Source organism: Aureispira anguillae (genome assembly GCF_026000115.1).
Classification (GTDB): Bacteria; Bacteroidota; Bacteroidia; order Chitinophagales; family Saprospiraceae; genus Aureispira; species Aureispira anguillae.
This window is the reverse complement of the sequence record NZ_AP026867.1, coordinates 6,456,200-6,477,093: the sequence shown is the minus strand read 5'-3', so window position 1 is coordinate 6,477,093 and position 20,894 is coordinate 6,456,200. Positions and strand designations below refer to the sequence as shown.

The following is a 20,894-nucleotide window of genomic DNA, read 5'->3' as shown; positions in this document are numbered from 1 at the left end:
GATTTTAATTTACACTATTAGTATCTATTAAAGTTAAAGAATATTATTTATGCTTATTTAATATCTTTCAAGGATCTGACTATCATGAAAAACATTAAATAGATCATCGTCTTGATTAATAGTGCCTCTGTTTAAAGAATAAGGCTTTTGCCATATATATTTTGAACCTTGTTCTTTTGATTTACAATATAGTTATTTATGTAATACTAAATGATGAATCTTTTGAATCTTAAAAATATTATATCACTCTTACCATAAAATCTATATAAAATAATGAGTTCATTTACAAGTAAACTCTCCTACAAAAGCCAAAATAGACAGAGGTTGCCTAAAAATATATGTATTAAACTGGGATTCAGCTACAAAAAGGATTAAGAGTAGAATCCAATCGTTCCGACCACAAAAAAACGGATGCAAAGTCTTGATAATAAACGGACTACATCCGTTATTTTTTTGTCCCTATCGAATCTTAATTATTGATTTTACTTCACGATCTCCGTGAATTTTTTTTAAGCAAAAACAATTAAAAATCTTTTCCAAAAAAATCAAATAAATGTGTGAATCTGTGACGAGCCCTTGTAATTAACTGACAAACACAACACTTACAAGCGTACAGAAAATAAAAAAAGAAGTGTATCGATTGTAAAAGTGTGTGATAGTTTCCCTCTTTTCTCCTTTTACTGTCGTGTCTCGATATACACCGCTTTAAACACCTGTATATTTTCCGTTACAAAACAATAGTAACCAACCTATTAAATCACAAAAGATCTAGTTGAACCTATTAAAAGCAGCTAAAATAGGGATTGCTATTCTGGTCAAAAATTGCTTTCTTTATTTCAACTTCCCTCCTATTCATAATCAAATAACAAGAAACAGGTATGATAAAAAAGATTTTTAGTGACTTAGAGTCTCGAAATGAGAAAAAAATTCAAACTGCACTTGAACAATTAGAAAACGATGCTGCCTTAAAAGAACAAGCAGAAAAGCGTTATTTAAAATTGATCCAAGCACGATTAAATAACCCTAATGCAACTTTGGCTGATATAGAAGCGGCAGCTCCTAGCAAGGAGGAGGTCGAATTTACTAGAACGTTATTATCTGGTGGCAATCTTTATAATTTTGAATATTTTGACGAGACTCAATCCAAAGCTGTTGTAGATTTAATTGGTGGGATAATCGCTAGTTGCTTTGATTTAGAAGCATACAGTAATGAAGTTAAAAATATTACTACAGGGGAGCAATTAAAAACAATTTCTGGCGAACAATATCAAATTGTAAAAAATAGCCTGAAAGAACAATTGGATTTATCATCTGGAGGCAAATGGTTTGCTAAAATTGCTCAAAAGATCCGATCAGCTAAACGATGTTATCACTTATATTTCGATCACACCAACTTTGAGGACGCCAATCAATCATTGGTACTAAAAGAATTTATATTCTTTTTGTTTGAAAAAAAGCACAAAGATGATTTGGATACTTGGACGCCAGCAATCGTTCTTGATTTGGCTCAATCTACTTATCCCTTTTTAACGGATACCGTTTGGTTAATGATTTATAATACCAAATTTACCATTAAAACGGATAATTATCCTTACGGAATGATTCCTACTTCTCCTTATGCCAACCTAACATTTGATAAGGCAAATATATTCAGACATGAGTCACATCATATAAGTTCTTTTTTAGAGGCTCCTTTTTATATTCCAAGATCTACTGAATTGGCTAAAATATTTGTGGACTTAGAATCTGGTAATGAAAAGAAAATTCAAAAAACGTTGACAAAATTAGAAGATGATTATGAGTTGATAGAAATTGTTAAACAACGTTACTTGCCTTGGATAAAAACCCGCTTAAATAATCCTGATGCTACTTTGGCTGACATAGCCGCTGCTACGCCTAGTAAAGCAGAAGTCAAATTAATTACCAACAAAAAATATTTTGATGTTGAAAAATATAAATTGAACCTTAAAGGGCTTACGGCTGAGGAAACCAAAACTTTTGTCAACCTAATCGGTAGTGTTATTGCAGGTTCGATGAACGTCAATGAGTATATTAATAAAGCAAAAGAAACCAAGGAAGTTGCCGAGCTCAATAACCTGCTCTGGAAAGAATGGGATGATGCTGAATATGGATACGGAAGGGCCGTTTATATTCATTTAGATCGTCAGTATGAATTGGCAAGGTATAATCAATACCAAAAACCCAAAGGTTGGTTTACAGAGATTTTGTACAAATTAAAATCTACGGATCATAATCGTATGTTCCATAATTTAGACTTCATCAATTTTGAATTGAGCAACGAGGCGGCAACTGCATTCAATGAAGCCGAACGCTTGCAAGAGTTTATGTATTACTTTTACCGAACAACCTACAACAATGGTTATGAAATTAATATAAAACAAGAAGTCTTTCCAAACTTGACGAATTTATTCTGGATTTTTAGTAATATTCCAAGCATTAACTGTGAGAATAAATCTATCAATATAATAGAACATCTTCCTGAAAACGACTTGCTCAGCTACACTAGAAAAACTCCTGAATTAAACTAAAAAACATAAGGTGTTGGAGTATTTCCAATACCTTATTTATCATTGAAGTTGTAAAAATGCTTTCTAAGTAACGAATCTAAATAATATAGTCTTATCGACTTCTAAACATTTTTTTTAAGCAGCAAAGAATCAAGCTTAACACTAAAAATTATAGCAAATGAAACTTTTGAATACAATTGATTTGATGGATATTGCCTTTAATAAAGCTTATGATGAGGATAACGTTTATTTTAGGATGGATAGTAGTATTATTGCTATTGAAAGTGCATCAGGAAAATTATTGTGGGAATATGCCATTGAATACGCTAGCCCCGTCGGAACACATCTTATTTGGGTATTTGATGAATGTATTGTTTATGGTGCTATTGATCGTTCAACTGGTCATCAAGTATTTGGGCTACTCAATAAAAATGGGGAAGAATTAAAGGTTATTAAAACACCTCATAGAATTTACAATAAAGGCATAAACAATAAGGAAGAACAAACGCTAAGTTTTGTATCGTTACATACAGAACATAATACAAGGTATTATTGTGTTTTTAATCCGCAATCGGGTGCTATTAATGAAATCAAAAAAATAGAAAATACAGTAGAGTTCCCATTTTTTGAAAACGAAAATCTATTGTTTGGAGGGAGTGATGGTGTATTTTTAGTTCGACAAGACAGTATCGAAAAAGTATATGACAAAAATATTCTTCATGTTGTCCATTTTGAAGATCAAACATGGATCGTAGAAGCGCTAGAGGATTCTTCAATGTTTGGCATAAAGAAATGGAATCAAACAAACGATTTAATATTTTCCTTTGAAAATGAAGCGCTACAAAAATCCACTTTTTCCAATATTCAGGTATTTGAGGATAAAATGTACATCACTTTGGGTGATGGTGGTGGTATGAATTGCTATGATTTAACTACTGGTAAGTTACGTTGGCAATTTGGAAAGGACAAAATGACAATAAATTCTTATACCATAACCCAAAATCAAGTTTTTGTTGTTGCTGAGACACTAGAAGCCGACCTCCAAATATCTATTATTGATGCGATGAATGGCAGCCTAATAGACAAGGTAGATACTGATATTGAGCCTGAATATATAACCCATATCAATGATAACATATACCTATCTGGTTTACTAGGAATGCAAGTTTATACACTAGCAACAGTATAAGTTTTGTTTTTTTCTAAGACAAAAAATCAATCGAACTCAAAGATATACACTCATTTTTTAATACCCTTGGGAGGCTAAACTTCCCAATTAAATCCCTATGATTCCATAGTCATTCACTACTTAAGTAACTAAGCAAAACTAAGGATTGTAAATTTAGCGCATAATCAATTCTGCTTAGTTACTTACCTCCCATTCCATTCTATCTTTCCTCCTCTTTTCCCCTTTCATGCATCCTATCTAAACTTTTCCTTGTCTAATCAAACTAGATAAAAAACAAGCATCAAACTTTTTCAATAAAACACTAATAATCAATAACCTAAAGCCTCTTATTTTATTTGAATCTATATTTTTTAACGTAAATATGGTTTGCGTCCTATTTGCCTTCCCTCTATATTTGAAGACATCAAACTAGCATAATCATATAATATATTTTGCGTTTTCAGATAATCCTTGGGTGTTAAGATCTTTTACCCTTAACATCACTAATGCTGTGAGCAATTGGGGGAAGCCGAAAACCCACAAAAGAGTAGGTATTAACTTTTAAAATCTCAAATTTTATGAAATTTAAATTTTTGTTTTGCATTTTCTGTATGACCATCTTTGCCTCTTTTGGATTTAAAGATGCAGCATCTGATATTGTGTTGCCTTCCAATTTTAAGAAAGAATACATAGAAAGCTCTAATTCTAAAGAGTTACAACAAGTTTTAACCAACAACTTTACTGATCTTTTTGATCATATCCATAAAGTGGATGTTCATTTGAATCCAGATGAAGGCTTTTATTATTATGCTGTTTATGGAACCAAGGATAAAGAAGCAACTGTACAGCTATTCAAAGTTTCTGAGGAGTATGCACTGAACCAAACGTTTCCAGTATTGGAAAAAACGACTCAAAATGCTAGTAGCAGGTACTGTTATTATAGATACTCAGGTGCTTGTTTGCCACATCAACCATATCCAATTTCACTTAGATGTGGAATTAATAAAGGAGGATATTGTATCCCATTTTAAATAAATACTGCTCACAATATGGTACAAGCCCTACTAAAATGGGGCTTGTACCTTTTCTCTTTATGCTCATACCTCCAGATCGCCAAATCGCTCCAGCTAGTTTTCTTCGATCAGCCCCAGCTTTATTTTTAGTATGGCCCTATTTTACATTACGCAGCTATAAAATCGTATCAAATTAATAATCAGCAAAATAGCCTTTTGTTAATCAAAATATTAAAACACTGATTATCAAACCAATACATAAACAAAGTAAACCGAACCCTGCCGTTAGCGTACTAACTGGGCATGCTTGTAGCTAAAGCTATACCACATAAACATAGTGCACGAGCAGCTTGGTACTGTGTACCAACTGGAATGCCTAGCACCGTAGGTAAAAGCGAAGGCACTGCTTTTTTATATTTTTTGTTAACTATCTCATGACTGTAGGGAATAACTAAGCGCAGCGCTCATGACCACAGGGAACAATGAGTGAAGCGATCATAAGCAACGCGCACTAACTAATCAGCGGAGTATTAATGTTAACAAAAGCATCCAAGTTAATTTTATGGTTCACGACTAGAGTCATGTCCCTATTAGTATTACAATCCTATATGATTAAGTAACAAGAATAAGTCTCACCTAGAAAATGAATTTGATCTATATCAAATGAACTATGCCTTATTATGCCGTTCTTTGTAATGAAACCATAAATAGGATGAAAAAAACACTACATAAAATTGGCGAAATTTACGCTCCACTCTCTATTGAATGCCAACAAGAATTCATTGCCAACGTTACCGTTCGCACCATCAAAAAGGGCGAGATTGTTGTTCGTGAAGGGCAATTTTCTGATAGGGCTTATCTAATTATACAAGGCTGTTCAAGGGCATATTATCTAAAAAAGGGTAAAGACATTTCAGATTGGTTTGCTTTTGAAAATGAGTTTATGTGTTCTATTGTTAGCTTTTTTAGCGAAGAACCAAGCCCTCATTATGTTGAATTTGTTGAGGAATCAATCGTTATTGAAATTTCGAGGGATACCATTAATAAGCTCTCTAATCAATACCATGACTTTGAACGCCTCATTAGTAAAGTTGTGACTAAAACCATGTTAGGGCTACGAGAAAGAATATCCTCCATATTATTCAATAAAGCCGAAGAAAGATACCGACAGTTATTAAAAATTCGACCTGATATAACAAACAGAGTTCCCCTAATGCACATTGCTTCTTATTTAGGAATTACACTAGAGACATTAAGCAGAATAAGAAGCCCTAAAAAGCGAATTTGATTTGCGTCAAATGAATTATCCTCTATTATGTCTTTCTTTGTAACAAAATCATAAATAACGTAAGCAAGAAGTCATTAATAGGATGAAAAAAATACTAATCATAAACGGACACCCCGACAAGGAGAGCTTTAATTTTGGCATCAGTGATGCCTATAAAAAGGGCGCAAGGGAATCAGGTGCCGAAGTTAAGGAAATTATTATTCGGGCATTAAATTTTAACCCTAATCTTGAGTTTGGCTATCGAAAGAGAATGGAATTAGAACCAGATCTAATTGACGCTCAAGAAAAAATAATATGGAGTGAACACATTGTTATTGTCTACCCTGTTTGGTGGGGTGGTTTTCCTGCAATTATGAAAGGCTTTTTTGATAGAACATTTTTAGCTCCATTTTCATACAAAAAGAGAGAAAATTCCCTTTGGTGGGATAAGATGTTAAGTGGAAGAAGTGCTAGAGTTATTTGCACCTTAGACCAACCTGGGTGGAGTTACTGGCTCATGTTTGGCAAGCCAAGCCATAATGCGATAAAAAAATCTATTTTAAATTTTACAGGAATTAAACCAGTCAAAATAACTTCCATTGGTCCTCTGAAAGATTCCACGCAAGAATGGCGTAACAAATGGATAAAAAAAGTTGAGACAATGGGTAGAAATCTAAAGTAATGATCGTTCTTTGACATATCGTGTGGAATATTAAACACCCCAGATTACTACTTTTGTTATAAGTTATAGGTAGTAAGTCGTATGCTTAGTCTCTGCTAATACAGGACTTACGACTTACTACCTATAAACTTTCTTCTAAACCACGTAGTAGCAGAAAGCTTACCCTTTGTTAGTGCTTCTCACACGATTTATCAAAGAACCGTAATGATTTACGATTACGATCGATAGACACAACATTGGCAACCATCTAAAGCCAACTCGCCACTAGCTGGGCGCTACGTTTTTATAACAAAAGTAATTAGCATAATACTAACAATAAATATAAAAATGAAACCACTAATAATGCTCACAATCATTGCTGCTTTATTTAGTTGTAACGCTAACCATCCAAAACCAGCAACAGACAATGAAACAAACATCGATACGCTCTCGAAGCATTTAAAACCGTTCAAATCCGAATTGCCAACAATAGGGCTTCTTATTTTTAATGGTGTGTTGCAGGGAGAAGTTATTGCAACCTCAGATGTTTTTGGAAAACCCAATAAAAACTTAGAACAACTCTTTAATGTAATAACCATAGCGGAAACCCTAAGCCCAATCACAACCGAAGAAGGGATGCATTTTGTTCCTGATTACACCTTTGAAAATTGCCCCCAATTAACCGCTTTATTTGTTCCAAGTGGCTACGATATGTATGCACAAGTTCACAATAAAAAAATGGTAGATTTTATTAAAAGAAAAAATGAGGAAACGACATATATCGTAAGTAATTGTGCTGGTGCACAGCTTATTGGTGAAGCAGGAATTGCTGATGGACATAAAATTGTTACTTACATTGGTGGAGGAAAACAGTTGCAGAAGCAGTACCCCAATTTAAAAGTTCAAAATGACAGTTTGGTCACCTTTGTCGAGGATGGGAAGTTTAGTTCATCGAATGGAAACTTGACGAGCTATATTTCTGCTCTGAATCTATTAGAAAAAATGACCAGTACTGAGCATAAGGAGTTTATTCAAGAATATTTATACATCGACCAACTCCAAAATTGGAAAAAATAACAACGAACACAACACACCACCCTTAACAAGGGCTAAAATGGTGTGTTGTTTAAATCTTGTTTGGGTTGTTCTTAAGTATAGTACTCAGTTGGTCTAGGAACTAAACATCTGTATACGTAGTTTATAAACTATAAACACATTATATTTTTTATAAAAAGTAAGAAAATGCCAATCTTAGACGAAGATATAGTTGAAAACAAAGACGAAAATGCTCTTGATCAATTTTCTCCTACTTGGTCAGCAACACCATTACAAAACTTTTTAACTAGTATTTTTCTTCTTGTATTTTTAGGAGGAGCATTAACTATCTGTTCCATATTAAATTTTAATACTTTTTTTTCCATCATACTTTGTAGTAGTGTTGGGCCTTTAGGACTTTCTATTGCAAGAAAATTAAAAATGTACCCATAAGTTAAAAAATAATAAATCCTACAAGGAAAAGTTTTTTCGCCAAATCACGCTCCTAAATTCACCTTCCAATACCCCCTTGTCCCTCCTACACGTTCTATATATTTTTTTTCTTTTAGTACTTCAATATGTTTTTGAACAGCCGAAAAATTAATCCCCATTTGTTCCGCAAGTTTTCTATAAGAAAGTCTGTTATTCTTACAAATAGCTTCTAGTACCTCTTTTTGTTTACTGGTCAAATCGTCCATTGTACCACCTATTGTACCACCTATTGTACCACCCACTGTACCACCTATGATTTTAGGGAAAGCCATGCGAAGAAAATTATCAGAAAACTTAAAACATTCTTTTCCATAACTCCTAAGAATTCTAGGCACTCCAGAGCCTAACTGCTCCACCAAACGAATATCCTTAAACACCCGCATAATTTCCTTATTTCTAGGCACAGAATACCCTTCAAAAAACTCTACTTGACTCAAGCCTCTAGGCAAACCTCCTGTTGAAGTAATTTCTATTCTATCTTCAAACAGTTCAAACTTAGGAGGAATTTCAGTTGTATAATCGTTGTGAACCAGCGCATTAACAATAGCCTCACGCAAAGCAATAGGATTCCATAAGCGAACTTCACCTCGTTCTTGAGCTGTTATTTGAGTAATGGTTTTGTTCTCCAAATTTATTTTATCCAACACTAATTTTGTTGCCTTCATCAACGAACAATTCCCATATTCATTGTTTTCTATTAAAGCTACTCTATTGGTTCCTGCATACTTAGCAACTTTGATGGAAATATTATTGCTATCAGCCAGTAGATAAGCTACATAATTAAAAAAGCCATCTTCATTCAGCAGTTCTAAGTTTGTAGCAAAACTCTCATTCAACTCTTTTCCAGATTCTTGATAATATATTTTAAGTTGTTCAAAATTAAGGGTCTGTTTATTGGATTTAATTTTTCGAATAGAATTTCGTGTTCGTTTGGCATATAATTCGTCTATCATCTTTCTAGCCATCGGTTCAGCAGCTGTACCAATACGGATAAAACAACCTTTTTCAGACATGCCTTTTTTTTGGATATAATAAGGTTTTTCCACCCCACTTGCTAGTATAATTTTGATCACCTCTTTTCCATCCAACTGCTCACGAACAAGATCAAATAGCCCCATGCAAGAAGGCGAAATGTTATATTTAAGGCGATCTTTAATTTTAAGCATATCACCATCCAAATTATCGACTCCAACTCCCTGACCATTATCGTTTACGCCAATGTATAGCACTCCCCCATCTTTATTCAAAAAGGCAACCACCTCTTTTTCTAATCCAAGTGTCAATTTTTCCTTGTATTCAATGCGATTATTTTCTGCCATTATTGAATGTTATTTAAAGCTTTTTTTACGAATTGATCAACTCCTAATTTATAAAAAAAAAGCTGTTTATCAGACTATGACAAAACAATACGCAAAAAATTAAGCCTGCTCCATTTACAACAAGCCTATCAAATGATTACCGAATCAATGTCACTGTTCCCTTTCTCGTTTCTACATCACCATCATCATTATAATATTGCAATAGATAAACATATACTTCTGTTGGACAATCACTCCCTCTAAATGTACCATCCCAAACCGCTTCCATTGCATCGTCCATCTTATAAACCACCTGTCCCCAGCGATTAAAAATTTCAAAAGCAACCAATTCTAAATCACATTTCTTAAGAGGTTGAAAAGTATCGTTAATACCATCCTCATTAGGAGTAAACACATCTGGAATTCCCTTAAAACAATTACATTCTTTTGTTTCTACTCTGATTTCCTGTTCTACCTGACCACAATAATTAGTTACAGTAACCGAATAATCTCCTGTACGGTTAACATTTAAACTAGAATTCGTAGAATAATCTTGCCATAAATAGCTTGCCGTAGGATTTTCAGCATTTAAAACAATGGTCGTTCCTTCACAAATGGTTGCCTCTCTATCCCACGAGAGCAAAGGAGGAGACTGGTACGTTACATTGATGGTATCAATACTGGTACAATTATCAACTGTAACGCTTGAAACATAAGCTCCACCTTGATTCACAAGATAAGTCGAATTGACCGACCCATCTTGCCAGAGGTAGCTTGCATTAGCAGTTGTTGCATCTAATTCTAATAGATTCCCCTCGCATATAATGGTATCGTTTCCCAGATCGAGCGCAGGCTTATGGATATAATCAACGATTATGCTATCCGTTGCTGTGCAGGTATCAATAGACACCGTTAGCGTATAAGTACCAGCACTCGTAACGGTATAAGCATTATTGATAGAGTTGTCTTGCCACAAATAATTGGCATTAGGAATTGATTGATTTAACGTTATGGTTTCTCCTTCACACAAAGTAAGATCATCTCCTAAATTTAATTCCTCTAAATTTATATCCTCTGCCAAAGAAGCAGCTCCTAGTATATAATCTGGAATAATGTTCCAACAGTGAATGCCAACAAAAACTGGATTGGTAGATGGGTTCGCATAAAGATCTGAGGGCGTAATGGTATAAACATGCCCCTCATGAAACCCATATAATTTAGAATCACAACCAAGCGACCCTAAGCCATACAGAAAAGGCACCCATGACGGAAAATATCCAATCGATTTAACGCTATATTGGTTATTAAGATCAATTTCTATCAAATGAAGTTGAGACCGATGCCCAGGATAATATAATTTACCATTCCAAAGTGCTAAATCACCACTAGCAGCGTCTAACATTATAGACACTACTGTCCTAGCGCCTGTTAGAAGATCAATCGTACAAAGCCTGTTCCCATAAACTCCATATAACGTTCCATCTTTGGTAAAGGTTAGAGAAGTCATCACTCCTGCTTGCCCAATTACATTTGTTGCCCCTGTGTTTTTATTAATAGTACATAAATCCCCACTTCCATCTATCCCATATAATCGATTATCTACAGGATTTAGGGCAATATCATATAATAACCTCCCTGTAGCCCCAATCAACTGAACACTACAAGTAGACACATCCGCCAAATACAAGGAATCCCAAGTAGCAAGATAGACTTGATGCTGAGCCAATCCCGCACAAGATAGCACACAGGTTAAAATAAAAGTAAGTAATCTAGACAATATCATTGATTTTGATTTTTATAAAATTTCTTTATCATCTATAATAATTATTAGGTCGTTAAAATTAAAAAACATTCTTCTCTATTTCTCAATATAAAAAACCAAATAAATATTTATTTATATAGAATTTACTTCTACTTTTCTCAAACTTTATTAGCAAATAAGAATTGATAAAATCTAGGAACTTAAAGACTTAGAACAAGAAGCATCAAATTCAAAATTAAACGTATTTTTTCAAAAAAAATATTTTTCAACATTTGGTAATTTTAGTTTTATTCCCGTTAATGCACCACACTACAATTCGTTCTTTTTCAGTATTTTACAATAATTCTATATTAAAAAAAACGATTTAAATGAAAACACTTTTACTCCTATTCTCACTTTTAATGGTTAGCTCTGCTAACGCCCAAACAATTATTAATGGAAGTTTTGACAGTGGCTCCAGTAATTGGAGTTGCGCACCAGAAGCAGGAAATAACGAAACGGTTTATGGAGGATTTGATCCTTCCAACAGAGTAGCAGAGGTAGACGCTGCTGCTGGATTATGCCAAACGATTACAGGTTTTACAATAGGCAATACTTACACTCTTTCTTTTGATTGTTCTAGAAGAACTAACTGTGGTCCCACCTTACAATCTATGGACATTAACATCAATGGAGGAGCTTTGTCTACTAGCGTTTCTAGAAATGGGACAGCCTTTGCTTGGGTCAATGAAAGCTTTAGCTTTACTGCAACGGCTACAACACATACCATAACATTTGATGGAACAAGTACCTCAACTTGTGGTCTAATTATCAATGATGTCTCTTTGGCTAGCGCTCCCAATACTCTACCTATTATAGTAGAACGTTTTGAAGTAGCCATCGTCAACCAAACCGCTCAAATCAATTGGTCTACAGTAACTGAAATTAACAATGCATTTTTTGCCCTAGAACATTCGACCAATGGACTAGATTGGAACCTACTAGACAAAGTAGACGGGGCTGGAAATTCTAGCCTTGAACTGGATTATGCATTAACCCATTTTAATCCTGTTGTTGGTTATAATTATTACCGTTTAAAGCAAGTTGACTTTGATGGGAAATTTACTTATTCTAATGTCATTGTAGCTGAATTTAAATCCGCTTATAATTATCCCAAAATAACCGTATCTCCCAATCCTGTGGATCACCAACTAAAACTAACGGGGCCATTTTCTGAACGTTCGTCAATTCGAGTGTTCAACGCAATGGGAAAAGAGGTAAGCAATGCTGTTATCATCGATCAACACCCCAGTTACAGTAGCTTAAATGTCGCTGCATTAAAAACGGGTATTTATTTTCTAAAAACTAAAAACTCAGTTCGAAAAATACAAAAACAATAAATCATACTCAAGTACTCTTTAGCAACCACATTTTGATCTATTTTATTTATAAACAAGAGATTGAAATGTGGTTGCTCTTATTTTTAGTTGATTTTTTTTCATAAAAATCAAAATATTAAGTATATTATTTGTTATAAAAAATATACAATCTATGACAAATCGAAAACTAATAAAAGCCTTTAAGCAAGGTGGTACAGGAAATTGCGTATCTATCGCCATTATAAAAGCAGGCATAGAAATTTTTGGTCTTAATAATATCTTTAATCATTATTGGAAAGACGACAATTGCTATGTTATAATGAGAGATGGCAAAGAATTATCCTTTAGTAAGAGTGAGTTGAACAAAGCCACTAAAAAATCAAAATTTATTCTTTTAAAAGATAAGTCCGTCTTCAATTATGCCAATCTATGTTTTGCTGCAATGGCTAAAAGAGCGCAAATGGAAGATAATGATGGCAATGAAAACATGTCATTTAGCGAAGCTATCCGCTCTTTAAACACAGGAGAATATTATCTAGAGGGGCCTCATTGGATAGGGCTTAGGCATCATATTAGAAGCATTGGTAGAAAACATATTTGGCAATATAAAGGGGTAATTGGTGCTTCCAAAAAGCATTGTTTTTTTGCTTCAAAAGGATTAGAAGATGACTATGGAAGAATCAATAAAATTAACCTAACAGAACGCCTATTTTGCAAATGGTTTAGAATTAGTGAAAAAGCTATTTTCTAACTTAAAAAACTTCTTTTTTTACCTGCAAAAAGATCTCCTTACTAGCAATTAAAGCTCCATAATTGTGTATAAATTTAACCAAGTTATTCCATCACCCACAAGCTTTTAGGCTTATCTTGCCTTTTTTCGCAAAAGAAAACAAAAAATTGACGTTTTATCGAACACTTTAATTCTAAAAAGTGTTACTTTTGTACTTAGATTAGATTTAATCTAAATACAATAACAAATAACAAACAATGTCTGACAAAAAACTTATTTACTTAGATAATAATGCTACAACTCCTGTTGACCCTAGAGTCGTAGAAGCTATGTTACCTTATTTTACCGAACATTTTGGTAATGCAGCTAGTAGAAACCATCCTTTCGGCTGGGCTGCCGAAGGCGCAATAGATAAGGCTAGACAACAAATTGCAGATCTAATTGGAGCAGATCCTCGTGAAATTATTTTCACATCTGGTGCGACAGAAGCAGACAATCTAGCGATCAAAGGGGTGGCAGAAATGTACAAACGAAAAGGAAATCATATTATAACGCTAGAAACAGAGCATAAAGCTGTTTTAGATACTTGCAAAAAGCTAGAAAAAGAAGGTTACGAAGTTACTTACTTAAAAGTAAACCGTCAAGGCTTGGTTGATTTAGCAGAATTAGAAGCTGCCATTCGTCCAACAACAGTTTTGGTATCTATCATGTTTGCCAATAATGAAATTGGGGTTGTTCAACCCATTAAGGCAATTAGCGATCTTTGTGTCAAACACAAAGTATTGTTTATGTCTGATGCGACACAAGCGGTAGGAAAGATTCCTGTTGATGTCAAAGAACTAGGAATACATCTAATGGCTTTTAGTGCCCACAAAATGTATGGTCCTAAAGGCGTTGGTGTATTGTACGTCTCAAGAAAAGCCCCAAGGGTTAAAGTAACAGCTCAAATAGACGGTGGTGGACATGAGCGTGGTATGCGTTCTGGTACACTTAATGTTCCTGGTATTGTTGGAATGGGCAAAGCCTGTGAACTCTGCCAGCATGAAATGGAGGCCGATGCAGCTCGCTTATCTCAATTGAGAGATAAATTAGAAACAGAGTTGATGAAAATAGAAGAAGTGGTCTTTAATGGTCATCCAGAATATAGAATGCCGCACATGACGAACTTATCGTTCAAACATGTAGAAGGGGAAGGGCTTATGATGACCTTTAATCAAAACATTGCGCTTTCTTCAGGATCTGCTTGTACCTCTGCTTCATTAGAGCCTTCTTATGTCTTAAAGGCATTGGGACTAGGGGATGACTTGGCGCATTCTTCGCTTCGCATCAGTTTGGGGCGTTTTACAAAAGATGAAGATATTGACTATGCAATAGCAGCCATTAGAGATGGTGTAAATCATATGCGTGACCTCTCTCCTATCTGGGAAATGTACAAAGAAGGTATCGACCTAGACTCTGTAGAGTGGAGCGAACATTAATTCTATTTTTGATAACTCGCTATTTTTATAGCATTTAAATAAATAAAATCATGGCTTATTCAGATAAACTATTAGACCATTTTAAAAAGCCTAAAAACGTAGGTACTTTAGACAAAAATCAAAAAAATGTCGGAACAGGCTTAGTTGGGGCTCCAGAGTGTGGCGATGTTATGCGCCTACAAATTGAGGTGGATGAAGATTCTGGCGTGATTAAAGACGCAAAATTTAAAACATTTGGCTGTGGATCTGCCATTGCTTCTTCTTCTTTGGCTACCGAATGGTTAAAAGGCAAAACATTGGATGAGGCCTCTTCTATTGACAATATGGACATTGTTGAAGAACTAGAGTTGCCTCCAGTAAAGATTCACTGTTCTGTTTTGGCAGAAGATGCGATTAAGTCTGCCATTAAGGATTACCAAAGCAAAAATGCTGAATAATTATTTGAGAAATTTTCAAATCATTTGTTATGATATTTGTAGCAGAGAGCGCAAAAAAACAAATCCAATATATTCGTGCGAATAATGAAAATCTTGACGAAAACTATTTTGTTCGTGTTAGCGTAACAAGTGGTGGCTGTTCTGGTTTGTCTTATAATATGGATTTTGACAATGAATCACAAGCGGAAGATCAGGTATTTGAAGACAATGGGGTCAAGGTTGTTACAGACCTCAAAAGCTTTTTGTACCTCTTTGATTCTACGCTAGAATTTTCAGGTGGATTAGATGGAAAAGGATTCCATTTTACCAATCCTAATGCATCTAGAACTTGTGGTTGCGGTGAAAGCTTTGCAGTTTAATTAAAGATTCGAGCAAAGAATCTTTTTCATAAAAAAAGAGCCTTGCAAAATGCAAGGCTCTTTTTTATTTCTATTCAATAGGAATTAATTAAATCAATTGTACTCCTACTGCATTCACTCCTTTTCTTCCATCTTCAAGATTGTATGACACACGGTCATCTTTTGTAATTTGGTCTACTAAACCTTTTGCATGAACGAAGTAATCAGCGTTATCGTTATCATCTTTAATAAACCCATAACCTTTTTCTTCATTAAAGAACTTTACAGTTCCAGTATTGGTACCCATAATAAAAAATTTTGTGTGTAATTATACACATTACCATGATGTTTTAATTATAATCAAAACACCAAAAACATAAATTTAATTCGTAACCACCTATGTGATTACTATACAAAGGAAAGCAATCTATTGCTAAATTTCTAGTTTTTTTATTCCTATTTCAATTAAAAAAAGACAATTATTAATAGAAAATAACATTCCCTTTATATGAATAAGGACAGGAATGCATATAAAGTTCCCTATTTGGAGTAATACTTCGTGATTTTTTTTGCCTTTTTTACAAAAAAGCATCTTACATAAGATTGATTACCAGCACTTCAGTAGCAAAACAAGAATATACTATACTAATAATCAATCTGATGTGATTAGCTGCGCTGCTAGGTTAGCTAGTGCGCTAGCGCTTATGAGCTCCCTGAGGTCGGTTCATTATCACTCGTGAGCCAGCAAGCTGGGTTCTGCGTGGTGATATGCGCTATCGCTTATGAGCCAGCATAACTGGGTTTGGGTTTTCCACGAAATAGGATGGATAATATTAGTCCAATATTATTGGGTAAACCGCTTTCTTCTTGCAAAAGTGTATAAAAATCCAAAAATGGTTAATACTAATATAGGAAAGACCATATTAATCATTTGCCATTTTGTCTCTTCTATAAATGCTCGCTCTTGATCCAATGGACGCAATTTAATTTCTTTGTTTCGAGCAGCAATAATCCCTTTGTTGTCAATCATATATTCCATACAATTCATCAAAAAATCCTTATTGCCATAATTGTACCCATCAAAAGGGTTGACTCCTAAGGGCAATGGAGTAGCTTTTCGTCGATTGGTTGGGTCCAAAGCATTCTTAGCAATATCTCCGTCTGAAATAACAATCATTTTACTGGGAACTCCTTGTTCTTTAAACGGTTGCCCTAATTGTTTTAGCCCTTCTAGCATCTCCGCAGATACTCGATTTTTATAATAAGAGGTAAAGGCACCCTCCAACAAAACAGCAATATTTTGATTTCCTTTGTTAAAAGCAGCCTGCTCTATTCCTTTGTCTATAATATCAATGCTCACTCTCACTGGAGGAAATTGTACTTTGGTATATTGAGAACTACGCAACAAAGGCGTTTTTTTGATATAGGTTCTTGTTTTTATGGTATCAATACTTGCAGGGTAACGGGTATCCACAAAATCCAAGTTTTGAACAATAGGGTGTTGTATGGTATTGTCTCCAGTTGCCTGAGCATCTAGAGGAGTCATATAAGGATACACCTTAGGGTGGTAAAACCATTTGCGAGATTCGATCTGTGGATTATCAGGTGTAGGGCTTACATTAACAGGAATGACACTAGACTCCCAATCTAAAACCAAATTGGGATTAACTCGAACACCAAAATTAAATAAAAAGTTATTAATGTCTAACTTATGCTCATTGGGCATAAATACCCCTGCTTGTTTCAAACTATCGGCTTCCATATTAAGTGCATCAATCAACCAAATGATTTTCCCTCCATTCATAAGGTACTGATCCATCATAAAAAGATGCTTTTCGGGAAATCTTCGAGTTGGTTTTGGTACTATAACAACATGGATATTGGTATCTATATGCGTTACGTCATTCAAATTTAGTCGAGCAATGTCATAATATTCAAACATAGCAGCTTCCAATGATTCTGTCCAAGGGCGTTGCAACTCACCGTGTCCTGTTAACAAAACCATACGAGGGCGGCTTTTCATCTGAAGTTTTTGAATGGCATTGGCAAACTTATATTCCAATAAATTAATAGATGGGTTAATCGCTTCCATCCTTGTATAATCCTTATTATAACCTCCCGTTGTTTCTAATAAGGGAATGATACGCATTTGTTGTTTGTAACGTACAATTGCATAAGGGAAAGCCAACATTGCCTTGCGTACATTGCCTCCTCTTGCCGATTTGGTCAAATTGATGGGCAAAATACCATCTTTCTGTAGTTTTTTTCCATTCTCAATATTTTCTTCTTCTGTGCCACTCATAGGATCAATCCAACGAATTTGAATCGAAGAATTGTGACTTCTTAACTTGCTCAACAAATCAGCGGTAGCATTCTGTAAACGCTTAAAAGAGGAGGGAAAATCGCCCTCTAATAGCACTTCTATCGTTAAGACTTCGTCCAACTCTTCTACCAATTGGTAGGTAGCGTCATTTAATGTAAAGCGTTTGTCTTCTGTTAAGTCAATATCAGAATAATAAAAACTGGATATAATATTTAGAAAAATTAAAATCCCTAGTACCAATAGTAAACTAACTAGCGATTGTATAAAGCGTGAATTTTGCATGTTTGGTTCTTCCGTTTGAAGAGTTATAGATTTGAATGTACTTTAGACCAACTGGTAACACAATCCCTGTTTACCATTTTCTTTTTTCGAGCGCAAATTTGGTGAATGCGAGAAATGCAACAATCATACTGATAAAATAAATCACATCTCTTGAATCAATTAATCCTCGGCTGACAGAGGCATAATGATAATTAATTCCCAAGGCTTCTACCAAAGCATCACTGGTTCCATAAAAAATAGGCAATCTTGATAAACTGGCAAAGGCATCGTAAAAGAAACCACACAAAAACAAACCTAACATAAATGCTATAATTTGATTGCTGGTCAAAGAGGAACAAAAAACACCAATAGAAACAAACACCGCTCCTAAGGCAAAAAGTCCCAAATAGGAGCCCATTGTTGCCCCCACATCAATATTCCCTTTGGGCATCCCCAATTGAGTAATAGAATAGTAATAAATAAAGGTCGGAAGAATAGAAAGTAATACGAGAAAAACAGATGCTAGGTATTTGCCTAAAATAATTTCCCAATCACTAATAGGACGAGTGGCCAAGAGTTCCATTGTTCCTGTTTGGGTTTCCTCTGCAAAGGTACGCATGGTAATTGCTGGAATCAAAAACAAAAATACATAGGGAGCCATCCTAAAAAAGGACCCCAAGTCTGAAAACCCATAATTAATAACACTATAATCTGGAAAGACCCACAAAAATAATCCTGTTGCCAACAAAAAAACACCAATGGCAATATAGCCAATTAAAGAGCTCAAAAACAAGTTGACTTCTTTCTTAAAAATACTAAGCATACTGTTCTGATATAATTAGAGTAATAATTTTTGATCCCCAGACTACCAATCGCATCCATTCAACAACAAGCAATCTATTGGGGAGAACAAAAATACAGTTTTGAGAGATTCTTTGACCTACGATTGATCAATAGATTTTTAAAAAATAAAAAATCTAGATGCCCTAAAGGCAAATGTACAGAAATGTAGCATTTTTTGCATTCTAAAACGTAGAATCTATTCCTTTCCTTATCTGAGCATAAGAAAGAAATTCTATATTAAGAATACTTTAAGAGTTTATTGAGTTTTTAAGACTCCCTTACAAACATTACACAACCTAATAGTTGGGGCAAATAGGTTATGATTCTTCAAAGATAGGATGTCTATCGTTGTAAATTTTTATGGTCTTAAATAGTTTTTCTTCTATTTCATCCTTAGACATACTGTCTAATGTTTTCATTAAACGTTCATCGTCTTTAGCCCATTTTTTGAAATTTTCAGCATTGTAATCTTCTAAGGCACCAGTTTCAAATAGCATGATTTTTTTTACTAAAGTTCGCTCTCTATTCACGACCGTTTTTCGTCCTACTCGATTTCCTGAGTAAGGATTATAAATCAGCATTTCTACTTCCTTATCTTCTATAGAGGGATAGTACAAATAGCAAATTCGTCCTAAAATATGATAACTAACAAAATAGACAACGCCTGATTTTCCTTTGGGGCTCACTTTCATATAAGGTTTCCCTTTGATACAAAGCCCCCAAATATTATCCAAAGACTTTATCTCTGAGGTCGATAATTTAGCCATAGATTCTTCAGACAAAAATAACAAATTTCTTTCTCCATCCAATTGGTAATCAAAGGCAGGAATTCTATACAATGGAAAACTGGGCTTATTAGATTTAAAATCTAAATGGCTGGTATAAACACCATCGATAAAATTATAGCCCTTTTTTATCTTTTTCTGTGCTTGGGCTGGCACGAGGAGCAACGTGCAACAACACAATAAGATCCATCCAATCACCTTCATGCTCTTATTCTATTTATATAATTATTAATTTTTCCTTATAACAAACCATTCATATTATTTGTTAGTAGTATTTACAAAGATAAACGTTAAACTCGTACTGTTCGTTAGGTTCTGTATTTTAAATTATAATTATCGGCAATTTTCCATATTTCTCTCCCCCAAAGCCCCTTTTCCTATCCTTCACCAGACACAAAACACTATTAATCAAACTAAAAGAGCTTTTTCTTAGGCAAATTTAAACTCACCAAAATCACCAATGCTTTTTCTGAACTGTCTCCAATACGAATAACACCATTCTTATAAGCAAAAGATGAATCAAATTCAATACCGAAAAATGCACTATTATCTACAGCAAACAATCGATCGCCTACATACCAATGCGTAGAACTACTTGGAATATAGGTAGGAGCATAAGGAGCTAGGTTTGTTTTTTCGAATGAAATTGGCTGAGTATTTCCTCTTGTTGCTGTCGCAAATAAGACCAACGGTATGTTCTGGCTATAGAGGTTTTTAGTAATTTCTGAAGACATTGGATTAATATAAGAAAAATGCCGTTGGTTAGACAGGGTTAAAAAATGATGGCTCAGAAAATCCATCTCCCTCATAGCAGTTCGATTAGGCATAAAATCACTAGATTGAATGTCCCAATCTGTTAGCATTAGTCCACTGGACTGCAAAGAAAATATACTTTGTGCATAAAGAGCTGTTGTAGAATAATTTTGACTTGCTATTATGACCAACAACAAAAGAGCGTAATAGTTTTTCATATCGGTTGTATTTAAAATAGCAATTAGATAGTAATAATTCTAACTCGTGCTAATGGTGGAAGAATATCTATGATAATACAACAGAAGTGCCATAGGTATATAACGATTATAAATCACCAACAACAAAACACTGATTAACAATAAAT

General features: G+C 34.4%; 19 protein-coding genes. 12 read left to right on the top strand and 7 right to left on the bottom strand.

Features of this window, described 5'->3' with window-relative positions; translation table 11 throughout:
• Positions 1–878 precede the first annotated feature (878 nt).
• From AsAng_RS25355 to AsAng_RS25325, 7 genes are all read left to right on the top strand, one after another.
• The gene (locus AsAng_RS25355; protein WP_264789933.1) at positions 879–2,549 is read left to right on the top strand and encodes a hypothetical protein; all 1,671 of its coding nucleotides are present in this window, start codon (positions 879–881) and stop codon (positions 2,547–2,549) included.
• Positions 2,550–2,706: 157 nt separating this feature from the next.
• The gene (locus AsAng_RS25350) at positions 2,707–3,717 is read left to right on the top strand and encodes an outer membrane protein assembly factor BamB family protein (protein ID WP_264789932.1); all 1,011 of its coding nucleotides are present in this window, start codon (positions 2,707–2,709) and stop codon (positions 3,715–3,717) included.
• 557 nt (positions 3,718–4,274) lie between these two features.
• Positions 4,275–4,727 carry a hypothetical protein gene (locus AsAng_RS25345; protein WP_264789931.1) on the top strand — a complete coding sequence of 151 codons (453 nt, stop codon included), beginning with the start codon at positions 4,275–4,277 and terminating at the stop codon, positions 4,725–4,727.
• Positions 4,728–5,421: 694 nt separating this feature from the next.
• Positions 5,422–5,997, top strand: coding sequence for a Crp/Fnr family transcriptional regulator (locus tag AsAng_RS25340; protein WP_264789930.1), 576 nt, complete (start codon positions 5,422–5,424; stop codon positions 5,995–5,997).
• A gap of 82 nt (positions 5,998–6,079) precedes the next feature.
• Positions 6,080–6,658, top strand: a complete 579-nt coding sequence (locus AsAng_RS25335; protein WP_264789929.1) for an NAD(P)H-dependent oxidoreductase — start codon at positions 6,080–6,082, stop codon at positions 6,656–6,658.
• A gap of 327 nt (positions 6,659–6,985) precedes the next feature.
• Complete coding sequence (locus AsAng_RS25330) at positions 6,986–7,714, top strand: DJ-1/PfpI family protein (protein ID WP_264789928.1); 729 nt, start codon at positions 6,986–6,988, stop codon at positions 7,712–7,714.
• A gap of 165 nt (positions 7,715–7,879) precedes the next feature.
• Positions 7,880–8,125: a hypothetical protein gene (locus AsAng_RS25325; RefSeq protein WP_264789927.1), complete on the top strand. Its 246-nt coding sequence runs from the start codon at positions 7,880–7,882 to the stop codon at positions 8,123–8,125.
• Positions 8,126–8,169: 44 nt separating this feature from the next.
• Here AsAng_RS25325 and AsAng_RS25320 read toward each other — a convergent pair whose 3' ends face one another.
• Both AsAng_RS25320 and AsAng_RS25315 read right to left on the bottom strand, forming a co-directional pair.
• A complete protein-coding gene (locus AsAng_RS25320) occupies positions 8,170–9,483 on the bottom strand; it encodes an RNA-binding domain-containing protein (protein ID WP_264789926.1) in 1,314 nt (437 codons plus the stop codon).
• A gap of 136 nt (positions 9,484–9,619) precedes the next feature.
• Complete coding sequence (locus AsAng_RS25315; RefSeq protein ID WP_264789925.1) at positions 9,620–11,245, bottom strand: gliding motility-associated C-terminal domain-containing protein; 1,626 nt, start codon at positions 11,243–11,245, stop codon at positions 9,620–9,622.
• A 347-nt stretch (positions 11,246–11,592) separates the two neighbouring features.
• On the opposite strand from AsAng_RS25315, the gene AsAng_RS25310 reads away from it, so the two are divergent.
• From AsAng_RS25310 to AsAng_RS25290, 5 genes are all read left to right on the top strand, one after another.
• Complete coding sequence (locus tag AsAng_RS25310) at positions 11,593–12,603, top strand: T9SS type A sorting domain-containing protein (RefSeq protein ID WP_264789924.1); 1,011 nt, start codon at positions 11,593–11,595, stop codon at positions 12,601–12,603.
• Positions 12,604–12,754: 151 nt separating this feature from the next.
• Positions 12,755–13,333: a hypothetical protein gene (locus AsAng_RS25305; protein WP_264789923.1), complete on the top strand. Its 579-nt coding sequence runs from the start codon at positions 12,755–12,757 to the stop codon at positions 13,331–13,333.
• A 236-nt stretch (positions 13,334–13,569) separates the two neighbouring features.
• Positions 13,570–14,790, top strand: a complete 1,221-nt coding sequence (locus tag AsAng_RS25300) for an IscS subfamily cysteine desulfurase (protein ID WP_264789922.1) — start codon at positions 13,570–13,572, stop codon at positions 14,788–14,790.
• Positions 14,791–14,840: 50 nt separating this feature from the next.
• On the top strand, positions 14,841–15,227 hold the full coding sequence (gene iscU / locus AsAng_RS25295) for a Fe-S cluster assembly scaffold IscU (protein WP_264789921.1): 387 nt from the start codon (positions 14,841–14,843) through the stop codon (positions 15,225–15,227).
• 29 nt (positions 15,228–15,256) lie between these two features.
• The gene (locus AsAng_RS25290) at positions 15,257–15,586 is read left to right on the top strand and encodes a HesB/IscA family protein (RefSeq protein ID WP_264789920.1); all 330 of its coding nucleotides are present in this window, start codon (positions 15,257–15,259) and stop codon (positions 15,584–15,586) included.
• 88 nt (positions 15,587–15,674) lie between these two features.
• Here the strand turns inward: AsAng_RS25290 and AsAng_RS25285 are convergent, their stop codons facing one another.
• From AsAng_RS25285 to AsAng_RS25265, 5 genes are all read right to left on the bottom strand, one after another.
• Positions 15,675–15,872: a cold-shock protein gene (locus AsAng_RS25285; RefSeq protein ID WP_264789919.1), complete on the bottom strand. Its 198-nt coding sequence runs from the start codon at positions 15,870–15,872 to the stop codon at positions 15,675–15,677.
• Positions 15,873–16,409: 537 nt separating this feature from the next.
• Positions 16,410–18,170 carry a gliding motility-associated ABC transporter substrate-binding protein GldG gene (gldG, locus tag AsAng_RS25280; protein ID WP_264789918.1) on the bottom strand — a complete coding sequence of 587 codons (1,761 nt, stop codon included), beginning with the start codon at positions 18,168–18,170 and terminating at the stop codon, positions 16,410–16,412.
• Positions 18,171–18,240: 70 nt separating this feature from the next.
• Positions 18,241–18,972 carry a gliding motility-associated ABC transporter permease subunit GldF gene (gene gldF, locus AsAng_RS25275; RefSeq protein ID WP_264789917.1) on the bottom strand — a complete coding sequence of 244 codons (732 nt, stop codon included), beginning with the start codon at positions 18,970–18,972 and terminating at the stop codon, positions 18,241–18,243.
• Positions 18,973–19,309: 337 nt separating this feature from the next.
• A complete protein-coding gene (locus AsAng_RS25270; protein WP_264789916.1) occupies positions 19,310–19,981 on the bottom strand; it encodes a hypothetical protein in 672 nt (223 codons plus the stop codon).
• A 209-nt stretch (positions 19,982–20,190) separates the two neighbouring features.
• Positions 20,191–20,748: a hypothetical protein gene (locus AsAng_RS25265; RefSeq protein ID WP_264789915.1), complete on the bottom strand. Its 558-nt coding sequence runs from the start codon at positions 20,746–20,748 to the stop codon at positions 20,191–20,193.
• Between the last annotated feature and the right edge of the window lie 146 nt (positions 20,749–20,894).

Excerpts from the sequence above, each read along its gene's own strand:
- AsAng_RS25335 (WP_264789929.1), top strand. The coding sequence starts at position 6,080 with ATGAAAAAAATACTAATCATAAACGGACACCCCGACAAGGAGAGCTTT.
- AsAng_RS25315 (WP_264789925.1), bottom strand. The coding sequence starts at position 11,245 with ATGATATTGTCTAGATTACTTACTTTTATTTTAACCTGTGTGCTATCT.
- gldG (WP_264789918.1), bottom strand. The coding sequence starts at position 18,170 with ATGCAAAATTCACGCTTTATACAATCGCTAGTTAGTTTACTATTGGTA.
- AsAng_RS25300 (WP_264789922.1), top strand. The coding sequence starts at position 13,570 with ATGTCTGACAAAAAACTTATTTACTTAGATAATAATGCTACAACTCCT.
- AsAng_RS25270 (WP_264789916.1), bottom strand. The coding sequence starts at position 19,981 with ATGAAGGTGATTGGATGGATCTTATTGTGTTGTTGCACGTTGCTCCTC.
- AsAng_RS25330 (WP_264789928.1), top strand. The coding sequence starts at position 6,986 with ATGAAACCACTAATAATGCTCACAATCATTGCTGCTTTATTTAGTTGT.
- AsAng_RS25350 (WP_264789932.1), top strand. The coding sequence starts at position 2,707 with ATGAAACTTTTGAATACAATTGATTTGATGGATATTGCCTTTAATAAA.
- AsAng_RS25340 (WP_264789930.1), top strand. The coding sequence starts at position 5,422 with ATGAAAAAAACACTACATAAAATTGGCGAAATTTACGCTCCACTCTCT.
- AsAng_RS25290 (WP_264789920.1), top strand. The coding sequence starts at position 15,257 with ATGATATTTGTAGCAGAGAGCGCAAAAAAACAAATCCAATATATTCGT.
- AsAng_RS25285 (WP_264789919.1), bottom strand. The coding sequence starts at position 15,872 with ATGGGTACCAATACTGGAACTGTAAAGTTCTTTAATGAAGAAAAAGGT.
- AsAng_RS25345 (WP_264789931.1), top strand. The coding sequence starts at position 4,275 with ATGAAATTTAAATTTTTGTTTTGCATTTTCTGTATGACCATCTTTGCC.
- AsAng_RS25310 (WP_264789924.1), top strand. The coding sequence starts at position 11,593 with ATGAAAACACTTTTACTCCTATTCTCACTTTTAATGGTTAGCTCTGCT.
- gldF (WP_264789917.1), bottom strand. The coding sequence starts at position 18,972 with ATGCTTAGTATTTTTAAGAAAGAAGTCAACTTGTTTTTGAGCTCTTTA.
- AsAng_RS25265 (WP_264789915.1), bottom strand. The coding sequence starts at position 20,748 with ATGAAAAACTATTACGCTCTTTTGTTGTTGGTCATAATAGCAAGTCAA.
- AsAng_RS25320 (WP_264789926.1), bottom strand. The coding sequence starts at position 9,483 with ATGGCAGAAAATAATCGCATTGAATACAAGGAAAAATTGACACTTGGA.
- AsAng_RS25305 (WP_264789923.1), top strand. The coding sequence starts at position 12,755 with ATGACAAATCGAAAACTAATAAAAGCCTTTAAGCAAGGTGGTACAGGA.
- iscU (WP_264789921.1), top strand. The coding sequence starts at position 14,841 with ATGGCTTATTCAGATAAACTATTAGACCATTTTAAAAAGCCTAAAAAC.
- AsAng_RS25325 (WP_264789927.1), top strand. The coding sequence starts at position 7,880 with ATGCCAATCTTAGACGAAGATATAGTTGAAAACAAAGACGAAAATGCT.
- AsAng_RS25355 (WP_264789933.1), top strand. The coding sequence starts at position 879 with ATGATAAAAAAGATTTTTAGTGACTTAGAGTCTCGAAATGAGAAAAAA.